Consider the following 18,868-nt stretch of genomic DNA (forward strand, 5'->3'; position numbering starts at 1 on the left):
GTCATTATGCAAAAAGTCGTTCTTGCCACCGGTAACCCGGGCAAAGTGCGCGAACTCGCCGACCTGTTGGCCGATTTCGGCCTGGACGTGGTCGCGCAAACCGATCTGGGCGTGGAGTCCGCCGAAGAAACCGGCCTGACGTTTATCGAAAACGCCATTCTGAAAGCGCGCCATGCGGCACAGGTCACCGGCCTGCCGGCGATCGCCGACGACTCCGGTCTGGCGGTAGATGCGCTGGGCGGCGCGCCGGGCATCTACTCCGCGCGCTACGCCGGTGAAGACGCCGACGATCGGCAGAACCTCGACAAGCTGCTGGCGGCGATGAAAGACGTGGCGCCGGGCCGGCGCGGTGCGCAATTTCACTGCGTGCTGGTCTATCTGCGCCATGCGCAAGATCCGACGCCGCTGGTGTTCCACGGCAGCTGGGCCGGCGAAATCACCGAACAGGCCGCCGGTGAAGGCGGTTTCGGTTACGATCCGGTCTTCTACGTGCCGGAGCTGGGCCGCACCGCCGCCGAGCTGAGCCGCGACGAGAAGCGGGCGATTTCGCACCGCGGCAAGGCGCTGAAGCTGATGTTGGAAGCCATGCGCAATGCTTAAGCTGCCCCCGCTGAGTCTCTACATCCACATCCCGTGGTGCGTGCAGAAATGCCCGTACTGCGACTTCAACTCCCATGCGCTGAAGGGTGACGTGCCGCATCAGGAGTATGTCGATCATCTGTTGGCGGATCTGGATGCCGACCTGCCGCTGGCCGGCGGCCGGGAAATCAGCACTATCTTTATCGGCGGCGGCACCCCCAGCCTGCTGAGCGCCGAGGCGATGCAAGCCTTGCTGGACGGCGTGCGGGCGCGCATTCGCGTCGCCGACGACGCCGAAATCACCATGGAAGCCAATCCCGGCACCGTGGAGGCCGATCGCTTCAGCGGCTACCAGCGCGCCGGCGTCAACCGCATCTCCATCGGGGTGCAAAGCTTCAGCGCCGAGAAGCTGAACCGTCTGGGGCGCATCCACGGCCCGGAAGAAGCCAAACGCGCGGCGACGCTGGCGACCGGCCTCGGCCTGCGCAGCTTCAACCTCGATCTGATGCACGGCCTGCCGGATCAGTCGCTGGAAGAGGCGCTGGACGATCTGCGCCAGGCTATCGCCCTCAATCCGCCGCACCTGTCGTGGTATCAGCTGACCATCGAGCCGAACACCCTGTTCAGCTCGCGCCCGCCGGTTTTGCCGGACGACGATGCGCTGTGGGACATCTTCGAGCGCGGCCACCAGTTGCTGAGCGCCGCCGGCTATCAGCAGTATGAAACCTCGGCCTACGCCAAGCCGGGCTACCAATGCCAGCACAATCTCAACTACTGGCGCTTCGGCGACTATCTGGGGATCGGCTGCGGCGCGCACGGCAAGGTGACCTTCAGCGACGGACGCATCCTGCGCACCGCCAAGACCAAGCACCCGCGCGGCTTTATGCGCGGCGACTACATGGACAAGCAGCATGAGGTGGCGGCGGCGGATCGGCCGTTCGAGTTCTTCATGAACCGCTTCCGCTTGCTGGAAGCCGCGCCGCGCGCCGACTTCGCCAACTACACCGGGCTGGCGGAAAGCATCATTCGCCCGCAGCTGGACGAAGCGCTGGCCAAAGGCTATCTGGAAGAAACCGCGGAGCACTGGCAGATCACCGAGAAGGGCAAACTGTTCCTCAACTCGCTGCTGGAACTGTTCCTGGCGGACGACGAGTAAAAAAAAGCGCTGAATGATCAGCGCTTTTTTTCATGTTCAGACGGCATTATGAGGGCGATGCGTCACGTCGCCACGCCCCTTCAGCAATCCCTCAACGGAAACATCCTCGTCCCACGCGTCTCAAAGCTGACGCGTTTAGCCGAAATACTCATGCCAAGCCTCCAAAAACAATGCCTGATAGGTATCAACCAGAATTTCGCTTCGCCTCAGCGTCTCTGATATGGATATGCGATATCTATCCGTTACTTCAACGCCTTCAGCAGGTCCTTGCGCTGGGTTTCCAGTGCGGTGACGCGGTTGCACACGTCATGACCGAAGTTCTGGAAGTCCTGCTCCTGGTTGTTCCATTCGTTCTGGATCGCCTTCTGCAAGCCGCCCAAATTGCCCATGATCGCCTGCAGCGGGTTGCCGCCGCTGTTGGCGGCCTGTTTGACGCCCATTTCGTTCAGGCTGTCCTGCAGCACGCCGCCCATGCTCTGCTGCACGATGTTGCGGCCGTCCTGCTCCACCTGGTCGATCGCCTTGTGGTGGAAGGTCAGGCCGTCGCTGCGGTGCTCGATGATGCGGTTCATCTGCTGTTTCAGTTGGCCATTCAGGGTGGTCAGCCGGTTGCGCACGTTGCTGTTGCTACCCAGCTCTTTGACGATCACTTTATCCAGCGCTGCGCGGGCTTTCTCCAGGTGTTTCTGCGCGCCGTCGTCGATCCACGGCAGCTGCTTGCGCAGCGCGCTCTGGTAACTGAAGGCTTTCTGCCGCTGGCTGTCGCTCAGGCTCAGTGCCTGACCGTTGCGGATCACGTCACCATCCGGCGAAATTTGCAGGTCGCCGCTGGCGCCTTTCACCTGCACGCTCTGCGGGCTGATGATCACATCGTCCTGGGGTTTAACGCTGCACTGGTACTCGGCGTGGGCCTGCGCGGCAGTCGCCGCCAGCAGCAGTAAGGCTAACCCGGTTTTCTTCAACATAGCTTCTCCTGACTCCCATCCAGATTGGGATTAAAAAATCGAACGACCGATACGTTGAGACAACAGTTCCAGCGCCGCAGTTCCCGCCAGCGAGTTGCCGGAAGCATCCAGTTCCGGCGACCAAACGACGATCGACAGTTCGTCCGGCACGATGGCCACGATGCCGCCGCCCACGCCGGACTTGCCCGGCATCCCCACCCGATAGGCGAATTCGCCGGCGCCGTCGTACATGCCGCTGGTCATCATCAGGGCGTTGATCTGCCGGGCCTGCAGCGGGCTGATCACCGCCTCGCCGCTGAGATCGCGACCGTGATTGGCCAGATAGACGAAGCTGCGCGCCAGTTCCACGCAGCTCATGCGCAGCGCGCAGTAGTGGAAATAGGTTTGCAGCACGGTGATGACGTCGTTTTCGAAGTTGCCGAACGACTTCATCAGATAGGCGATGGCCGCATTGCGATCGGAGTGTTCGAACTCGGAGCGCGCCACCCGCAGGTCATAGGCCAGGTCGTCTTCACCGGCCAACTGACGCACCACCTCCAGCATGCGCTGTTTGGGGGCGCTGAGCCGGGTTTGCAGCATGTCGCACACCACCAGCGCGCCGGGGTTGATAAACGGATTGCGCGGTTTGCCCTGCTCCATCTCCAGCTGCAGCAGCGAATTGAACGGCAGGCCGGAAGGCTCTTTGCCGACGCGCCGCCAGATCTCATGCTCCTGATAGCGCGTCAGCGCCAGCGTCAGACTCAGCACTTTGGAGATCGACTGGATGGAGAAGCGCTCCGCGGCGTCGCCGGCCTGGAACAGTTCGCCATCCACCGTACACACGGCGATCGCCAGCCGATCGGCGGGCACTTCCGCCAACGCCGGGATGTAGTCGGCCACTTTTCCCTGGCCAATCAGCGGGCGCACCTGTTGCAGGATCTCTTCCAGCAACGCGTTATCCAATGTTGTTACCACCTCGGTCACACTCCGGGCAAAACAAAGGCGCCGTTAAGGCACCTTAGATCAATAAAACGGCGCGGCGCGAAGCCGCGCTCATCGGGCAAGCGCGATCAATCCCACCAGATATCGAACAGATCGCTGACCTTAACGTCGGTCAGTTTGCGCGCTTCCAGCCAGTTTTTCACCAGTTCGCGATGCTCGTCGGTACAGTGGCCGATCTTCTGCAGGCAGATCAAACCTTCCCACTGCAGGTAGCCGCTGCCGTCAAACGCCAGACCGTTCGGCTCGATCACTTCATCGATGAAGGTATCCAGCGTGCTGTCGATATCTTCCACCGACGTGCCTTCGGCGAAGCGCCAGGCTACGGAGAAACCCAACTCCTGAAATTCTTCAATGTGCAACTTTTTACGTAAACGACGACTGCGGTTCTTAGCCATTATTCTTTCCTCTCAAACATCAAGTCCCAAACGCCATGTCCCAGGCGCTGGCCGCGTAATTCAAATTTCGTCAGTGGGCGCGAATCCGGACGCGGCACATAATCATTATCGCTGGAAAGATTACGGTAGCCTGCGACCCCGTTCATAACCTCTAACATATGTTCCGCATAAGGTTGCCAATCGGTGGCCATGTGGAAGACGCCGCCGGTCTTCAGCTTGCGCAGCACCAGTTCGACAAACGGCGTTTGCACGATGCGGCGCTTGTTGTGGCGCGCCTTGTGCCAAGGATCGGGGAAGAACAGCTGCACCATGTCCAGCGAGCCGTCCGGGATCATGTTTTCCAGCACTTCAACCGCATCGTGGCACATTACGCGCAGGTTGCTCAGCTTCGCCTCGTGGGCGTCGGCCAGGCAGGCGCCCACGCCCGGCGAGTGTACTTCGATCCCTAAAAAGTTCTGCTGCGGGTTGTTGCCCGCCATGGTCACCAGCGAGGCGCCCATGCCAAAACCGATCTCCAGCACCGTCGGCGCTTCGCGGCCGAACAGCGCGGCGAGATCGACAGCGTCAGCCTGATACTCCACGCCCATCACCGGCCAATAGTTCTCCAGCGCATGCTGCTGGCCTTTGGTCAGCCGCCCCTGGCGGCGGACAAAACTGCGGATACGGCGCATCGCGCGGCCGTTCTCATCAAATTCCGGGGAGATGACGTCATTAATCATAGTGCTTTCTGTCTGTTTGGCTGCCAATTAGGGAAACGCGCATTATGCAAAGATACATTGGTTTAGCAAGTGTTCATCTTCTGTACCCGCCGTGCGGCGTCGGAAAGTTCCGGTTTACAGCATCATGACTCTATGCTGCAATCTCGCTTCATTTTCTGCCGGATAACGACTCTTCATGATGCAAGCACAACAATTCGCACAGGTGGTGCTTGACTGGTACCAGCGCTACGGCCGCAAAACCCTACCATGGCAGCTGGAGAAAACCGCCTATCAAGTATGGCTCTCCGAAGTGATGTTGCAACAGACTCAGGTTGCCACCGTCATTCCTTATTTTCAGCGCTTTATGGCCCGTTTTCCCAACGTGCGCGCGCTGGCGGAGGCCCCGCTGGACGAAGTGCTGCATCTGTGGACCGGCCTCGGCTATTACGCCCGCGCTCGCAACCTGCACAAAGCGGCGCAGACCATTGTCGCACAGCACGGCGGCGAGTTCCCGACAACCTTCGCAGAAATCGCCGATTTACCGGGCGTCGGCCGCTCCACCGCCGGCGCGGTGCTGTCGTTGGCGCTGGGCCAACACTATCCGATCCTCGACGGCAACGTGAAGCGCGTGCTGGCTCGCTGCTACGCGGTGGAAGGCTGGCCGGGCAAAAAAGAGGTCGAAAATCGGCTGTGGAAAATCAGCGAAGAAGTCACCCCGGCCCAGGGCGTCGGCCAGTTCAACCAGGCGATGATGGATCTGGGCGCCATGGTCTGCACCCGCTCCAAGCCCAAGTGTGAACTCTGCCCGCTCAACGTCGGCTGCCTGTCTTACGCCAACCACAGCTGGGCCAACTACCCCGGCAAGAAGCCCAAGCAGACCCTGCCGGAAAAAACCGCCTACTTCTTATTGCTGCAGCACGGCGACCGCGTGTGGCTGGAGCAGCGCCCGGCGGTGGGCCTGTGGGGCGGCCTGTTCTGCTTCCCACAGTTCAGCGCGCGCGTGGATTTGGAACTCTGGCTGCAGCAGCGCGGTCTGAAAGGCAAGCGCCTGGAACAGCTGACCGCGTTTCGCCACACGTTCAGCCATTTCCATCTCGATATCGTGCCGATGTGGCTGTCGCTCGACGCGGCAGGCAGCGGCATGGATGAGGGCGCGGGTCTCTGGTATAACTTAGCGCAGCCGCCGTCGGTCGGGCTGGCAGCGCCGGTGGACCGCCTGTTGCAACAGCTGGCGAAGCAGCCCCCGATCCAACAAAACTTATATGGCGATAGCGCCATCGATGAGGAATTAGCATGAGCCGCACCATTTTTTGTACTTTCCTTCAACGCGACGCCGAAGGCCAGGACTTCCAGCTTTATCCCGGCGACGTCGGCAAGCGCATCTACAACGAGATCTCCAAGGAAGCCTGGGGCGAGTGGATGAAGAAGCAGACCATGCTGATCAACGAGAAGAAGCTGAACATGATGAACGTGGATGACCGCAAACTGCTGGAAGAGGAAATGATCAAATTCCTGTTCGAAGGGCACGACGTGCACATCGAAGGCTATACGCCGCCGAGCGAATAACGCTGTTGGGGCCAGGCGCTGGCCCGCTTCAATCCTCTTATACTTCTTCCAAACGGCTTTAAGATGAAGAAAATTTTAGCTTTGCTCGTAATAGCGCCTTTGCTGATCTCCTGTTCCGGCAAAAAAAGTGAAGAAATCAACGAAGCCTGGATCAAAGACACCAACGGCTTCGACATTCTGATGGGCCAATTCGCCCACAACATCGAGAACATCTGGGGTCTGAACGAAGTTCTGATCGCCGGGCCGAAAGACTACGTCAAGTACACCGACCAATACCAAACCCGCAGCCACATCAACTTCGACACCGGCGCCATCACCGTCGAGACCATCGCCACCACCGATCCGGCCGCGCACCTGCGCCAGGCGATCATCAGCACGCTGCTGATGGGTGACGATCCGGGTTCGATCGACCTCTATTCCGACGCCAACGATATCCAGATCAGCAAAGAGCCGTTCCTGTACGGCCAGGTGCTGGATAACAAAGGGGCGCCGATCCGCTGGGAATGGCGCGCGGCGCACTTCGCCGATTACCTGCTGCAGACCAAGCTGCAAAAACGCACCTCCGGCCTGCACGTCATCTACTCGGTCACCATCCAACTGGTGCCGAACCACCTGGACAAACGTGCGCATAAATATCTGCCGATGGTGCGCAAGGCGTCGGAAAAATATGGCGTGGACGAGTCGCTGATCCTGGCTATCATGCAGACCGAATCGAGCTTCAACCCGTATGCGGTGAGCGGTTCGGACGCGCTGGGCCTGATGCAGGTGGTGCAGCACACCGCCGGTAAGGATGTGTTCCAGATGCGCGGCAAATGGGGCACCCCGAGCCGCAGCTACCTGTTCGATCCGGAGAACAACATCGATACCGGCACCGCCTACCTGGCGATCCTGCAGAACAACTACCTGGGCGGCATTCAGAACCCGACCTCGCGCCGCTATGCGGTGATCACCGCTTACAACGGCGGCGCCGGCAGCGTGCTGCGGGTGTTCTCCAGCGACAGAACGCGCGCGGTGGGCATCATCAACGGCATGCAGCCGGGCGACGTGTACCAAACGCTGACCACCAAGCACCCGGCCGCCGAGTCGCGCCGCTATCTGGTGAAAGTGAATACCGCGCAGAAGAGCTACCGCAGAAAGTAGCGCTTCCCGCGTGGATAGAAGAAGGGCCGGTGCGAACCGGCCCTTTTTTCATGGCTTGATCATATAGCCGAAGATGCGCTTCCAGCCGTGATCTTTTTTCTCGATGTAGACCCCCTGCAGCTCCGGCGAGAAGCCCGGCAGGCGGTTGATGCCCTCCTCGAGCGCCAGGAAGTAGCGCTGCACCGCGCCGCCCCACACTTCGCCCGGCACCACGCACAGCACGCCCGGCGGATACGGCAGGGCCCCTTCCGCCGCGATGCGCCCTTCCGCCTGGCCGATCGGCACCAGCTCGACGTTGTCGCGGATAAACTCCACGTTGGCGTCCTGCGGGTTCATCACCACCGGCGGGAAATGATCCTGACGGAACATCTCCTTTTGCAGCTGCTTAACGTCAAAGCTGACGTACAGATCGTGCATCTCCTGGCACAGCCGACGAATGCTGTAGCCGCGGTAACGCTGCTCGTTCTTGCGGTACACCGTCGGCAGCACCACGCTCAGCGGCGCATCCTCTTCGACATAGCGTTCGAACTGCGCCAGCATCTCCACCAGCTGTTCCATCTTGGCCGGGTTCTCCGCCGGGGTCAGCAGGAACAGGATCGAGTTGAGATCGCACTTCTCCGGCACGATGCCGTTCTCGCGTAGGAAGTTGGCCAGAATGGTGGCCGGCACGCCGAAATCGGTGTATTGGCCGGTCGCGGCGTCGATGCCCGGCGTGGTCAGCAGCAGCTTGCACGGATCCACCAAATACTGATCCTGGGCGTAACCTTCGAAGCCGTGCCACGTCTCCCCCGGTACGAAGGTGAAGAAGCGCGCGTCGTTGGCGATCAGATCGGTATCGTAATCCTGCCAGTCCTTGCCCGCCACCTGCAGCGGAATAAACGGCTTCAGCTGCGAGCAGCGCGTGAGCAGCTGTTTGCGCGTCTCGATGCCCAGCTTGACGCAGTCCATCCACATGCGGCGCCCGGCGGGGCCGGCGTGCATCTTGGCGTTGACGTCCAGCGCGGCGAACAGCGGATAGAACGGGCTGGTCGACGCATGCAGCATGAACGCGTTGTTCAGGTGCTTGTGGTTGCAGTGGCGCTTTTGCCCTTTGATATGGTCGTCTTTCTTATGGATCTGCGAGGTCTGCGAGAACCCCGCCTGCTGTTTATGCACCGACTGGGTGACGAAGATGCCCGGATCGTGTTCGTCCAGCTCCAGCAGCAGCGGCGAACACTCTTTCAGCATCGGGATAAAACCTTCGTAGCCCACCCAGGCGGAGTCGAACAGGATGTAATCGCACAGGTGGCCGATGGTGTCGATCACCTGGCGAGCGTTGTAAATCGTGCCGTCGTAGGTGCCAAGCTGAATGATCGCCAGCCGGAACGGCCGCGCCGCCGTGGCCTTCTCCGGCGCCACCTCGCGGATCTGCTCGCGCAGGTAGCGCTCATCGAAGCAGCGCGCATCGATGCCGCCGATAAAGCCGAACGGGTTGCGGGCGGTTTCCAGATACACCGGCGTGGCGCCGGCCTGGATCAGCGCCCCGTGGTGATTGGATTTGTGGTTGTTGCGATCGAACAGCACCAGATCGCCACGGGTCAGCAGCGCGTTGGTCACCACCTTGTTGGCCGCCGAGGTGCCGTTGAGCACGAAGTAGGTTTTATCGGCGTTGAACACCCGCGCCGCATGCTTTTGCGCATCCTTGGCCGAGCCTTCGTGGATCAGCAGATCGCCCAGCTTAACGTCGGCGTTGCACATGTCGGAACGGAAAAGGGTTTCACCGTAGAAATCGAAAAACTGCCGGCCGGCCGGGTGCTTGCGGAAGAACTCGCCGCCCTGATGTCCTGGACACGCAAAGGTCGAATTCTCCATCTCGACGTAGGTCTTCAGCGTTTTGAAGAACGGCGGCAGCAGCGCCTGCTCGTAGGCGTCGGCAGCGGCCTCCAGCTGCGCCATGTAGAATGGCTTGCTGGCGCCGGCCAGCAGCGCAAAGACCCCGCTGACAAACGGCAGATAATCCGGGGAAAGATGCTCGTCCCCTTCCACCGCCACGAAGGTCGGAATATCGAACCCCGTCGCCTGCAAGCGCGCCAGAATGCCGGCATCCACGTCGGCGACCGACACCACCACCGCCGCCACGTCGGTGTAGTCCGTCTGCTCTACGCGCACGATCTGGCGCAGCGTCTCAATGGTGGCGACCAGGCTGGCGCTGGTTGCGATTTTCAATTCTTTCATCATGCTGACTCTCAAACGGTGAAGGATGAGGGTGTGCCACCGGCACGGTAATGAGATAACGCGGTTATCCCGGTAAAAGCGATACCCGGGCACGGCAGCATAAGCGGCGTGCGTGACCGCCTCATGATCGGGGACCATCAGGCAGCTATCGGGGAAACTGGTCTTGGCAGCGTCCGACAGGCATCAGTAAAATCAGGGCCGCAGCGCTGGCTTTACGCATGCCTAACAGCGAGCATCAGGCGGCCTTACCGCATGATCGGCAGGCGTATTCGGACGGATGGCGTTCGGAGCAAGCAAAGACGGAACGGTGGCGGCGTCAGAGGTCTGGTGCGCGACAGCGCTTGAGCGACAAAACCAGTCATGCCAATAACCCTCTGACTTATAAGAAGCGGGAACACCGTCAGGGAACGGAGAGTGCTAAAATTTGCGCAATGATTGCATGATTCGTTACGAGGTTCAAGCGAGAATCATCTGGGTTGAGCTTGCGTTAACGCAAGCATAACTTATTGTTACTTAACAATAAACATGAAAAACAACATTGATAAAGTGGTATAAATACACGTTTTTTATGCATATTTATTGGGTGCCGATATCGCCACAGGCTCTAGCGCTTCGGGTTCGCTGCCTGAAAATAGAGCAACCGATCGGCTTTGTGACAGAAAGCGATTGACGCCATCCGGCCAATACGGTTTAATGCGCCCCGTTGCCCGGATAGCTCAGTCGGTAGAGCAGGGGATTGAAAATCCCCGTGTCCTTGGTTCGATTCCGAGTCCGGGCACCATATTCAGAAGAACCCGCCTATGGCGGGTTTTTCGCTTTCTGGGGTACGGACTCTCCATCGAACTGCGTTCGATTATTCGGCCAAGGGCCTCCCCCTGCGGGCCAGCGCTGAAGCGCTGTTCAACGCGGCGCCAGCGCCGGTTGTCCGAGTCCGGGCACCATATTTAGAAGAACCCGCCTATGGCGGGTTCTTCGCTTTCTGAGATACGGACTCTCCATCGAACTGCGTTCGATTATTCGGCCAAAGGCCTCACCCTACGGGCCAGCGCTAAAGCGCTGTTCAACGCGGCGCCAGCGCCGGTTGTCCGAGTCCGGGCACCATCTTTAGAAGAACCCGCCTATGGCGGGTTTTTCGCTTTCTGGGGTACGGACTCTCCATCGAACTGCGTTCGATTATTCGGCCAAGGGCCTCACCCTGCGGGCCAGCGCTGAGACCTTGAATACCGAGCAGAAGTGCTCCTGTTCCTATCTCTTTAACCTAAATCTCGGCCTTTATATTCGCAGTCTTAATTGATGCCCGCCCCCTGCCCTGTGTTTACGGCACTGTATTATTTCCATTTGCGCCATAACCCAACCCTCCTTATTTTCGCCGTCATTTGAATTAATACGCAAACACGGGATACCATTAATGTTTTCATTCTGCGCCTGATAAAAACCCACAGCCACAAACCGATAAAAACATTAAATAACAATCAATTAAACAGAGCCCCATCACATAATCCCCTGCCGTTATTAAAAATAAACCAAAAATGCGGTCGGCACTCACCTTGTGATTTTTTGATAAATACCGTCCGTTGCCGCTGCTAATTTACCGACAGGCGTTCTTAAAACATCACATCGGTGAAGATCGTCATATCACCGTAATAGAACGCTTAATTTAGCCTGCTCACCCACTGATATTTTGGCCTTTTTTGGCTCTGGCATTAAACACCCGTTGAGAAAAAACATATGGAATATGGATTATCAGACAATGGCGAACAGCCGGATCAACATGGCAAGGGCGTCAGCCGCAGAAATGTCTTGCTCGGCCTGGCGTCAACGCTTGTCGCCACCGCATTGGCCGGCGCCCCATTCCTCACGCTGGCGGAACAGCATACCGCCGCGCAAAACCCCCTGCTTTTTGCCCGTTTCTTCGCGCTCTCCCGGCAATTGACAGAACGTCAGGATATTGACCCTAGCATTTCGGCTCGTATTTTCACTGCGTTGAGCCTCGCAAACCCGCAATTCTCATCACAGGTTGAGCGATTAAGCGCACGCGTGAAGGCCGGACAAAGCGCCCGGAAACTTCAGCAAATCGCCGGCCAACTGGGGCTCTCGGCATTGGTCTCGGCCATCGTCACCGCCTGGTATACCGGTACCGTGGGCCAGGGGGCAAACGCCAGTCTCATCGCTTATAAAGATGCCCTGATGTATCGCCCGGTTAAAGACGCCTTGATTGTGCCCACCTATTGCGGCAACGGCCCGCTTTGGTGGACCGCCGCCCCGCCTGAGTTTAACGCCTTACTGCCCTCTGAGAGCTGAATCATGAAAAAACCGGTATTCACGGCTGATGGCGATGCCTCGGCCGATATTGTCATCGTCGGCTCGGGGATCGTCGGCGGCATGATGGCGGACCAGTTGGCCGGCCAAGGCTATTCCGTGCTGGTATTGGAGGCGGGCCTGCGTATCGATCGCGCGCAGGCCGTCGAAAACTGGCGCAATATGCCGTTTGATAACCGTGCGGGCTCCGATTTTCAAGGCTTGTACCCGCAATCAGCCTACGCCACCGCGCCGCTCTATTTTCCGCCAAACGATTATGTCGCGTTAAGTGGCCCAAGCGCGGACAGCTTTAAGCAGGGCTATTTACGCACCGTGGGCGGCACGACCTGGCACTGGGCGGCCTCCTGCTGGCGCCATCTGCCAAACGATTTCAAAATGAAAACGCTGTACGGGGTTGGCCGCGACTGGCCCATCGCCTATGACGATCTCGAGCCCTACTACTGCCGCGCGGAGGAGGCGATTGGCGTCGCCGGCCCAAACGATCCGGCCAAACAATCGCCTTCAGCACGCAGCAAGCCTTATCCCATGGATATGGTGCCCTGGGCCCACGGAGATACGCGCTTCGCCGAAGTGGTCAACCCGCACGGTTACCGCTCCGTACCGATCCCCCAAGGGCGCAGCACGCGACCATGGCAGGGACGGCCCACCTGCTGCGGCAACAATAACTGCCAACCTATCTGCCCGATTGGCGCCATGTATAACGGCATCCATCACATCGAACGCGCCGAAATGAAAGGAGCGCTCGTGCTGGCGGAAGCGGTGGCGTACAAAATCGATACCGATGGGCAAAATCAAGTTACCGCCGTGCATTGGCTGGACAACCAAAAGCGGTCGCACAAAGCCAGCGCCAGCGCGTTCGTCCTGGCATGCAATGGCATCGAAACCCCGCGCCTGCTGTTGATGGCCGCCAATGCGCAAAACCCGAATGGGATCGCCAACAGCTCCGATCAGGTTGGCCGCAATATGATGGATCACTCCGGCTTTCACTGCACCTTCCTGGCGAAAGAGCCGCTGTGGCCAGGACGCGGCCCGGCGCAGAGCAGCTGTTTGGTCGGCCCGCGCGATGGGGATTTCCGCAAGCATTACTCAGCCAACAAGATGATCCTCAATAACATCAACCGCGTTTTGCCGGCTACGCGTCAGTCCTTGGCGCAGGGCCTGGTGGGGAAAGCGCTGGATGACGAGATCCGCCGCCGCGCGGCGCACGGCGTCGATTTGTCCATCAGTCTGGAACCGCTGCCCGATCCAAATAACCGTCTGACGTTGAGCGCAACGCGCAAAGACGCCCACGGTTTGCCTTGCCCGGACATTTACTATGACGTGGGGGACTATGTGCGAAAAGGGGCTGAAGCGGCGCACCGGCAGCTCAAGCATATTGGCCAATTGTTTGATGCCGATGAATTCACCATCACCACCAGCCTGAATGCCAATAATCACATTATGGGCGGCACCATCATGGGCAACGATGAGAAAAATTCCGTGGTGAACGGCGATTGCCGTGCGCACGATCATCCGAACCTGTGGCTACCCGGCGGTGGCGCCATCCCTTCAGCCAGCGTGGTGAACAGCACGCTGACGATGGCGGCCCTGGGCCTTAAAGCGGCGGACGACATTGCCCGCAAACTGGCGGTGAAATCATGAGAAAACCTGCAAGGATAGCCTGGCTGGCGCTGCTCCTCGCGGCGGGCGGCTCGGCGTTCGCCGCCGACGAAGGACCGTATTTCAGCACCGAGCTGATTGAAAAAGGCGAGCGGCTCGCGGTAGCGGCGGACTGCCAGGCCTGCCACACCCAAACGGGAGGCGGCGAGCGATTTGCCGGCGGTTACAGCATCGCCACGCCGGTAGGCGTGATTTACACCACCAACATCACACCCGACAAGGAAACCGGCATTGGCCGCTACAGCGAAGCGCAATTCGCCCGCGCCGTGCGTGAAGGCATTCGCGCGGACGGCACCCCGCTGTACCCGGCAATGCCTTATACGTCATACGTCAAATTGAACGACGAGGACATTCACGCGCTGTACGCCTACTTTATGAACGGCGTCGCCCCCGTCGTTCAGCACAACAGGCGAACCGAACTGCCCTTCCCCTTTAACCTGCGCTTTATCATGCCGGCCTGGAACAGTTTGTTTCTGGAAGAGGGGCATTTCAGCGCCGACAGCAGCGAAGATGCGCAATGGAACCGCGGCGCCTACCTGGTCAACGGCCCTGGACACTGCGATACCTGCCATACGCCGCGCAACGTGTTACTGGCTGAATACAGCGGGCAACCGCTTTCCGGCGCCATGGTCGGCAGTTGGTATGCGCCCAATATTACTTCCGACCCGATCAGCGGCATTGGCGGATGGAGCCAGGCTGAGCTAATCCAGTATTTGAAAACCGGGCGCGTGGCGGGAAAAAACCAGGCGGCGGGGGGCATGGCGGAAGCGATAGAAAACAGCCTGCAATATTTGTCGGACGACGATCTGGCCGCGATTGCCGCTTACCTGAAAAACAGTCCGCCGATCAGAGATCGACGCGATACGCGGCCGGCAGACAGCTTTGGCAAGCCGTTCAACGTTGAACCCGAGCTGCGCGGCGCGCATCCGCCGACCGCCAACGAGACGGTGATTGACGGCGTCGCCTTGTTCAGCGGCAACTGCGCCAGCTGCCACCAACCCGACGGCAGCGGCAGTCAAAACCAGGCCTATCCATCGCTGTTCAACAACACGGCGACGGGCTCGCGCAATCCCTCCAATCTGATCTCGGCCATTTTGTTCGGCGTCGAGCGCCGCGTCGGGGATCAACATATCCTGATGCCGAATTTCGGCCCGCAATCCTATGTCAATCCCTTGAACGACCAACAGATTGCGGCGATCGGCAACTATGTCTTGCAACATTACGGCAACCCCGCGGCGCACGTCACCGCCGAAGACGTTGCGATCCTCAGACGAGGGGGCCCGGCGCCCTTGCTGGCCGAGATGCAGCCCTATATGGCACCGGGGTTGGGCGGCGGCGCGCTGGCGCTACTGGCCGCCATCGCGTGGCGGGTGCGCAAACGCCGCGGCGCGTGATTCACGCCAATTAAAGCTCCCTACGCTGGCGGCCGCAGGGAGCTTGTCTGCCGGCGCGCAAGGCTCTGATGCCATACGCCAATGATGTGCTAAAAATAGGCCCCGCCGGCGTTTTGCACTATTTTGGTTATGTCTGCCTGTTCATTCTAGGCGGTGCCTCGCTACGACGATAAACCCTGTACACCGTTCGCCTCGGTCACAAAACACAGTCAATCACGCCAGGAGCCCGACCATGAAAAACGCAACGTTCCCCAGCATCGCCAAGTTTTCCTTTCTGTCTTTATTATTGCCGGCCTGGATCACCCAGGCCGCTCCCCCGCAGCCGCAGCCGGGCAGCACCGCGCAAATCGTTTTGATTGGCACCTGGACAGGGGAAAGAGACGGCGATCGGGTTCAGCCGCCCGTTTATCCCAGCCAGGGGATGTATCGGTTGGCGCTCAACGAAGACGGCAGCCTGCTGCCATTGAATCGCATAAAAATGGACAGCCCTTCCTGGATAGTTCTGAGCAAAAATCGCCAATTTGCCTATACCACCAATGAAACTCAGCAAGGCCAAATCAGCACGCTCAGGCTCGGCAAAGGCGGCGAGCCGCAACGCATCAGCGGCATCGACTCGCAGGGACAAGAGCCGACGCATGCCGCCATCAGTCCAGACGGGCGCTACTTATTGGCCGCCAATTACTCCAACGCCCCCGGGCATGCCAGCGTCATCGTGGCCCCCATTCTCCAGAACGGTGAACTCGGCGAGGTGCTGCAGCGCTTTCCCTTCACCAAGGGCTCAGAGGCCGTTGCCGAACGGCAAGCCAGCGCCCATATTCACTCCGTCAACTTCACCCCCGACGGGCGCATGATGTACGCCGCCGATTTGGGCGGCGACATCATTCATGCCTTCTTCTACGACGCGGCAAATAAGGCCGCGCCGTTCAGGCTCGCGCCGGATTACGATTTGTCGTTTCCACCGGGCACCGGCCCGCGACATATGATCTTTTCCGCAAATGGCAGATTCGCCTACGTGATCAGCGAAATGTCGGCGAATATTTTTGCCTACCAGATTAATAACGATCGGTTGGAGAACATCCAGACATTAGCGCTGACGGAAAGCGCCCGCGCGGATGCAAAGGGCGGCGGCGGGCTGGCGTTTTCCCCTGACGGAAAATACCTCTATGCGAGCAATCGCCAAAAAACCAACGAAATCGTGGGTTATAAAATTAACCCGGAGAATGGCAAACTCACGCTGATTGGCCGCACGCTTTCCGGCGGAATCGAACCGCGCGCTTTCGCCTTCGATAAAAGCGGAAAGTTTCTGCTAATCGCCAATGTGTTTAGTAATAACGTTACCGTATTACAACGCGATCTGGATACCGGCGAATTATATGGCAACGGCGTAAGCGTCCAGATAGGTACGCCAACTGACGTTAAATTTATCCACGAGTAAATTATTGCTGCGGCAATCCGTTTGTCGCAGCGCCAACATCGATTCTCTTGCCCACGAGCGCCATACTTTACCCCATTCCCATGGCGTTTAACGTTCAGGTAATGAGAATCATCATCAGCGGCAAAGGAATTATAAAAGAGAAGCGCCAAAACAATTCAAACCGGGTCGATATCATGGCGGCTACATTCAGGTAAGTTCCGGCGGCACACGGATATCCTTGCACGTCACGCCGTCGCTGAACCTAAACGAACCTAAACGTCAAACTGTCGGCCAATCGGTTTTTAATTGGCGCTTTTCCAACGTCAACAGGCGCCTCTGTATATAACATGAACATTCACTCATTGAAATTAATGCATATAGGGATAATTTCCCGCCATACAGGCCCGCAAACAACAAAACTGGGCGCATTGGCCGGTGTGAAAGCGGATACCCCCATGCCGCCCAGACGCAATAGCTCTCGCATCCAAAAGATAATAACACATTGAATACAATGATAAAAATACCATCAAAACGGCCTAATTTCATAATTTCACTTTAATTTCATCTTTTCAAAAAGCGCTCAACGCCTAATATCATGTTATTTCACCTTCCCAGAATCCCTTTTAACGCTATTCTAAGCAGCGAATACCTGATTCAAGAAACACAAGCCGAACGCAGAACGGCGTATACACGTTAACAGTCAATAGTCGATGCCAATCCCATGCGGCTTATCCTCTTTGCGGAGTGTCGTTTACATGGAATGATGAACGCGGTTTCTAAGATTATTGCTTAAGAATATTAATTAAACACATACGCAAACTTTCGCAGGGACTTTCATGGAAAGAAATACACCCGTAGCCTTTACCTGATGTGCTACCGAATTCTAAACGGGCATTTAAAAATGACGCATTTTTAACCCGCATATCTTTTAATTATTTTTAATTCATGTCGTTTACTTATAAGAAAAAGGCAGCCTGGTTGCTATAAGCCAACCCCTTTGCAGCCGTATTTCTGGGTATTATTCTCATTATACTGGAGCTTATTAATGAATCAGCGTTTCGATATCATCGGTATTGGCCTTGGCCCGTCGAATCTTAGCCTGGCGGCCTTAGGGAGCGAAATCGAGGGATTTACGGGGCAATTCCTTGAGCGCAAACCTCATTTCTCCTGGCACCCGGGCATGATTTTGGCTGACTGCAACATGCAAACCAACTTTTTAAAGGATTTGGTGAGCGCGGTTGCCCCAACCAATCCCTACAGCTTTCTCAACTATCTGGTAAAAAACCGAAAATTCTACCGTTTCCTGACGACCGAACAGCGTACCGCATCGCGTGAAGAGTTCGCCGATTACCTCACCTGGGCCGCAAGCGGGATGGGATCGTTGGCGTTCAATCAAGACGTTCAGCGAGTCGAGTTTGACGATCGGCAACGCCAGTTCGTGGTGACCACCTCACGGGAGGTCTTCCACGCCAGACACGTAAGTATCGGTATTGGCAAGAAAATAAAGTTACCTGATTGCGTGACGGCGCAAAACGATCGCTGTTTCCACGCCAGCGAAATGATGCTGCGCAACCCTAATCTGGCAGGCAAACGCGTGGCGATCGTCGGCGGCGGCCAGAGCGGCGCCGATCTGTTCCTGAATATTTTTAAAGGGGAATGGGGGCAGCCGGAACAACTCGACTGGATATCGCGGCGCAACAATTACAACGCGCTTGATGAGGCGGCCTTTGCCAATGAATATTTCACGCCAGATTACGTCGAGAGTTTCTACTCACTGGACAGCGCGGCCAAGCGGCATATGCTGGCCGAACAAAAGATGACCTCAGACGGCATCACCAGCGAGTCGCTGCTGGCCATCTATCGCGCCATGTACCACCGCTTCGACGTACTGCGCGAGAAATTATGGGTGCGCCTGCTGCCCAGCCGTTCGCTGACGGCCGTAAAACACACGCTGGATAACGCCTACCAACTCGAAACGCGTCATCATCTCGATCACGGCGAGGAAATCTTCAAGGCGGACGTGGTGATCTTTGCTACCGGTTATCAATCGGCGACGCCTGAGTTCCTTGCGCCTCTGGCCCACCGACTGTTGACCACGGCGGACGGCGAGTACCGCATAGCCCCGGACTTTACCTTTGAGTGGGAAGGCCCGGCGGAGAACTGCTTATTTGCGATGAACGCCAGTATGCATAATCACGGCATTGCCGATCCTCAGCTGAGCCTGATGGCGTGGCGTTCGGCCCGCATTCTTAATCGGGCGTTAGACCACCAGCCATTTGATTTGGGAACAACGCCGACAGCCATTCAATGGCGCAGTGAAGGCGCGCCACCCGCGTTTTAAATACAAGAACGTCTTAATCATTGTCACTATGCTTTGATGGAATTACG

The 18,868-nt window shown here is 58.0% G+C and carries 15 protein-coding genes, 1 tRNA gene and 1 pseudogene; 11 read left to right on the forward strand and 6 right to left on the reverse strand.

Features of this window, described 5'->3' with window-relative positions; genetic code table 11:
* Positions 1 to 6: 6 nt before the first annotated feature.
* Entirely contained in the window at positions 7 to 600 is a 594-nt protein-coding gene (locus ACORQT_RS20845) for an XTP/dITP diphosphatase (protein ID WP_033651321.1), read from the forward strand.
* Positions 593 to 1,735: a radical SAM family heme chaperone HemW gene (gene hemW / locus ACORQT_RS20850; RefSeq protein ID WP_033651320.1), complete on the forward strand. Its 1,143-nt coding sequence runs from the start codon at positions 593 to 595 to the stop codon at positions 1,733 to 1,735. The genes ACORQT_RS20845 and hemW overlap by 8 nt, the downstream gene beginning before the upstream one ends.
* 36 nt (positions 1,736 to 1,771) lie before the next feature.
* On the opposite strand, the pseudogene ACORQT_RS20855 reads toward hemW, so the two are convergent.
* The 5 genes and pseudogenes from ACORQT_RS20855 to trmB form a co-directional block, all read right to left on the reverse strand.
* Positions 1,772 to 1,855: pseudogene (locus tag ACORQT_RS20855) on the reverse strand (DUF2442 domain-containing protein); the annotation flags it as partial.
* Positions 1,856 to 1,977: 122 nt separating this feature from the next.
* Positions 1,978 to 2,700 carry a DUF2884 domain-containing protein gene (locus ACORQT_RS20860; protein ID WP_038879295.1) on the reverse strand — a complete coding sequence of 241 codons (723 nt, stop codon included), beginning with the start codon at positions 2,698 to 2,700 and terminating at the stop codon, positions 1,978 to 1,980.
* A 30-nt stretch (positions 2,701 to 2,730) separates the two neighbouring features.
* Positions 2,731 to 3,654, reverse strand: a complete 924-nt coding sequence (glsB, locus tag ACORQT_RS20865) for a glutaminase B (protein WP_042785792.1) — start codon at positions 3,652 to 3,654, stop codon at positions 2,731 to 2,733.
* A 95-nt stretch (positions 3,655 to 3,749) separates the two neighbouring features.
* Positions 3,750 to 4,076 carry a YggL family protein gene (locus tag ACORQT_RS20870; RefSeq protein WP_004937412.1) on the reverse strand — a complete coding sequence of 109 codons (327 nt, stop codon included), beginning with the start codon at positions 4,074 to 4,076 and terminating at the stop codon, positions 3,750 to 3,752.
* Positions 4,076 to 4,795 (reverse strand): tRNA (guanosine(46)-N7)-methyltransferase TrmB, encoded by a 720-nt coding sequence (gene trmB / locus ACORQT_RS20875; RefSeq protein ID WP_004937410.1) that lies wholly within the window; start codon positions 4,793 to 4,795, stop codon positions 4,076 to 4,078. The genes ACORQT_RS20870 and trmB overlap by 1 nt, the downstream gene beginning before the upstream one ends.
* A gap of 175 nt (positions 4,796 to 4,970) precedes the next feature.
* Here trmB and mutY point away from each other — a divergent pair, with 175 nt between their 5' ends.
* The 3 genes from mutY to mltC all read left to right on the forward strand — a co-directional run bounded on the left by mutY (position 4,971) and on the right by mltC (position 7,480).
* Entirely contained in the window at positions 4,971 to 6,071 is a 1,101-nt protein-coding gene (mutY, locus tag ACORQT_RS20880) for an A/G-specific adenine glycosylase (RefSeq protein ID WP_004937408.1), read from the forward strand.
* The gene (locus ACORQT_RS20885; RefSeq protein WP_004937404.1) at positions 6,068 to 6,340 is read left to right on the forward strand and encodes an oxidative damage protection protein; all 273 of its coding nucleotides are present in this window, start codon (positions 6,068 to 6,070) and stop codon (positions 6,338 to 6,340) included. The genes mutY and ACORQT_RS20885 overlap by 4 nt, the downstream gene beginning before the upstream one ends.
* A 63-nt stretch (positions 6,341 to 6,403) precedes the next feature.
* The gene (gene mltC / locus ACORQT_RS20890; protein ID WP_033644661.1) at positions 6,404 to 7,480 is read left to right on the forward strand and encodes a membrane-bound lytic murein transglycosylase MltC; all 1,077 of its coding nucleotides are present in this window, start codon (positions 6,404 to 6,406) and stop codon (positions 7,478 to 7,480) included.
* Positions 7,481 to 7,528: 48 nt separating this feature from the next.
* Here the strand turns inward: mltC and speF are convergent, their stop codons facing one another.
* Positions 7,529 to 9,694 (reverse strand): ornithine decarboxylase SpeF, encoded by a 2,166-nt coding sequence (gene speF / locus ACORQT_RS20895; protein WP_103101412.1) that lies wholly within the window; start codon positions 9,692 to 9,694, stop codon positions 7,529 to 7,531.
* 705 nt (positions 9,695 to 10,399) lie between these two features.
* On the opposite strand from speF, the gene ACORQT_RS20900 reads away from it, so the two are divergent.
* The 6 genes from ACORQT_RS20900 (at position 10,400) to ACORQT_RS20925 (ending at position 18,821) form a co-directional block, all read left to right on the forward strand.
* Positions 10,400 to 10,475 (forward strand) — tRNA-Phe (locus ACORQT_RS20900).
* 947 nt (positions 10,476 to 11,422) lie between these two features.
* Entirely contained in the window at positions 11,423 to 11,995 is a 573-nt protein-coding gene (locus ACORQT_RS20905) for a sorbitol dehydrogenase family protein (protein ID WP_444859277.1), read from the forward strand.
* 3 nt (positions 11,996 to 11,998) lie between these two features.
* Positions 11,999 to 13,654, forward strand: a complete 1,656-nt coding sequence (locus tag ACORQT_RS20910; RefSeq protein WP_089192251.1) for a GMC family oxidoreductase — start codon at positions 11,999 to 12,001, stop codon at positions 13,652 to 13,654.
* Positions 13,651 to 15,066: a cytochrome c gene (locus ACORQT_RS20915; RefSeq protein WP_164057068.1), complete on the forward strand. Its 1,416-nt coding sequence runs from the start codon at positions 13,651 to 13,653 to the stop codon at positions 15,064 to 15,066. Before ACORQT_RS20910 ends, ACORQT_RS20915 begins: the two co-directional genes overlap by 4 nt.
* 232 nt (positions 15,067 to 15,298) lie before the next feature.
* Positions 15,299 to 16,501: a lactonase family protein gene (locus ACORQT_RS20920; RefSeq protein ID WP_444859278.1), complete on the forward strand. Its 1,203-nt coding sequence runs from the start codon at positions 15,299 to 15,301 to the stop codon at positions 16,499 to 16,501.
* A 1,024-nt stretch (positions 16,502 to 17,525) separates the two neighbouring features.
* Positions 17,526 to 18,821 (forward strand): lysine N(6)-hydroxylase/L-ornithine N(5)-oxygenase family protein, encoded by a 1,296-nt coding sequence (locus ACORQT_RS20925; protein ID WP_042785378.1) that lies wholly within the window; start codon positions 17,526 to 17,528, stop codon positions 18,819 to 18,821.
* Positions 18,822 to 18,868 lie beyond the last annotated feature (47 nt).

Origin of the sequence: Serratia sp. (in: enterobacteria) (assembly GCF_052400455.1) — a bacterium.
Taxonomy (GTDB): domain Bacteria; phylum Pseudomonadota; class Gammaproteobacteria; order Enterobacterales; family Enterobacteriaceae; genus Serratia; species Serratia ureilytica.

Excerpts from the sequence above, each read along its gene's own strand:
- ACORQT_RS20915 (WP_164057068.1), top strand. The coding sequence starts at position 13,651 with ATGAGAAAACCTGCAAGGATAGCCTGGCTGGCGCTGCTCCTCGCGGCG.
- ACORQT_RS20920 (WP_444859278.1), top strand. The coding sequence starts at position 15,299 with ATGAAAAACGCAACGTTCCCCAGCATCGCCAAGTTTTCCTTTCTGTCT.
- ACORQT_RS20860 (WP_038879295.1), bottom strand. The coding sequence starts at position 2,700 with ATGTTGAAGAAAACCGGGTTAGCCTTACTGCTGCTGGCGGCGACTGCC.
- ACORQT_RS20870 (WP_004937412.1), bottom strand. The coding sequence starts at position 4,076 with ATGGCTAAGAACCGCAGTCGTCGTTTACGTAAAAAGTTGCACATTGAA.
- mutY (WP_004937408.1), top strand. The coding sequence starts at position 4,971 with ATGATGCAAGCACAACAATTCGCACAGGTGGTGCTTGACTGGTACCAG.
- speF (WP_103101412.1), bottom strand. The coding sequence starts at position 9,694 with ATGAAAGAATTGAAAATCGCAACCAGCGCCAGCCTGGTCGCCACCATT.
- ACORQT_RS20925 (WP_042785378.1), top strand. The coding sequence starts at position 17,526 with ATGAATCAGCGTTTCGATATCATCGGTATTGGCCTTGGCCCGTCGAAT.
- ACORQT_RS20905 (WP_444859277.1), top strand. The coding sequence starts at position 11,423 with ATGGAATATGGATTATCAGACAATGGCGAACAGCCGGATCAACATGGC.
- ACORQT_RS20845 (WP_033651321.1), top strand. The coding sequence starts at position 7 with ATGCAAAAAGTCGTTCTTGCCACCGGTAACCCGGGCAAAGTGCGCGAA.
- ACORQT_RS20885 (WP_004937404.1), top strand. The coding sequence starts at position 6,068 with ATGAGCCGCACCATTTTTTGTACTTTCCTTCAACGCGACGCCGAAGGC.
- mltC (WP_033644661.1), top strand. The coding sequence starts at position 6,404 with ATGAAGAAAATTTTAGCTTTGCTCGTAATAGCGCCTTTGCTGATCTCC.
- ACORQT_RS20910 (WP_089192251.1), top strand. The coding sequence starts at position 11,999 with ATGAAAAAACCGGTATTCACGGCTGATGGCGATGCCTCGGCCGATATT.
- trmB (WP_004937410.1), bottom strand. The coding sequence starts at position 4,795 with ATGATTAATGACGTCATCTCCCCGGAATTTGATGAGAACGGCCGCGCG.
- hemW (WP_033651320.1), top strand. The coding sequence starts at position 593 with ATGCTTAAGCTGCCCCCGCTGAGTCTCTACATCCACATCCCGTGGTGC.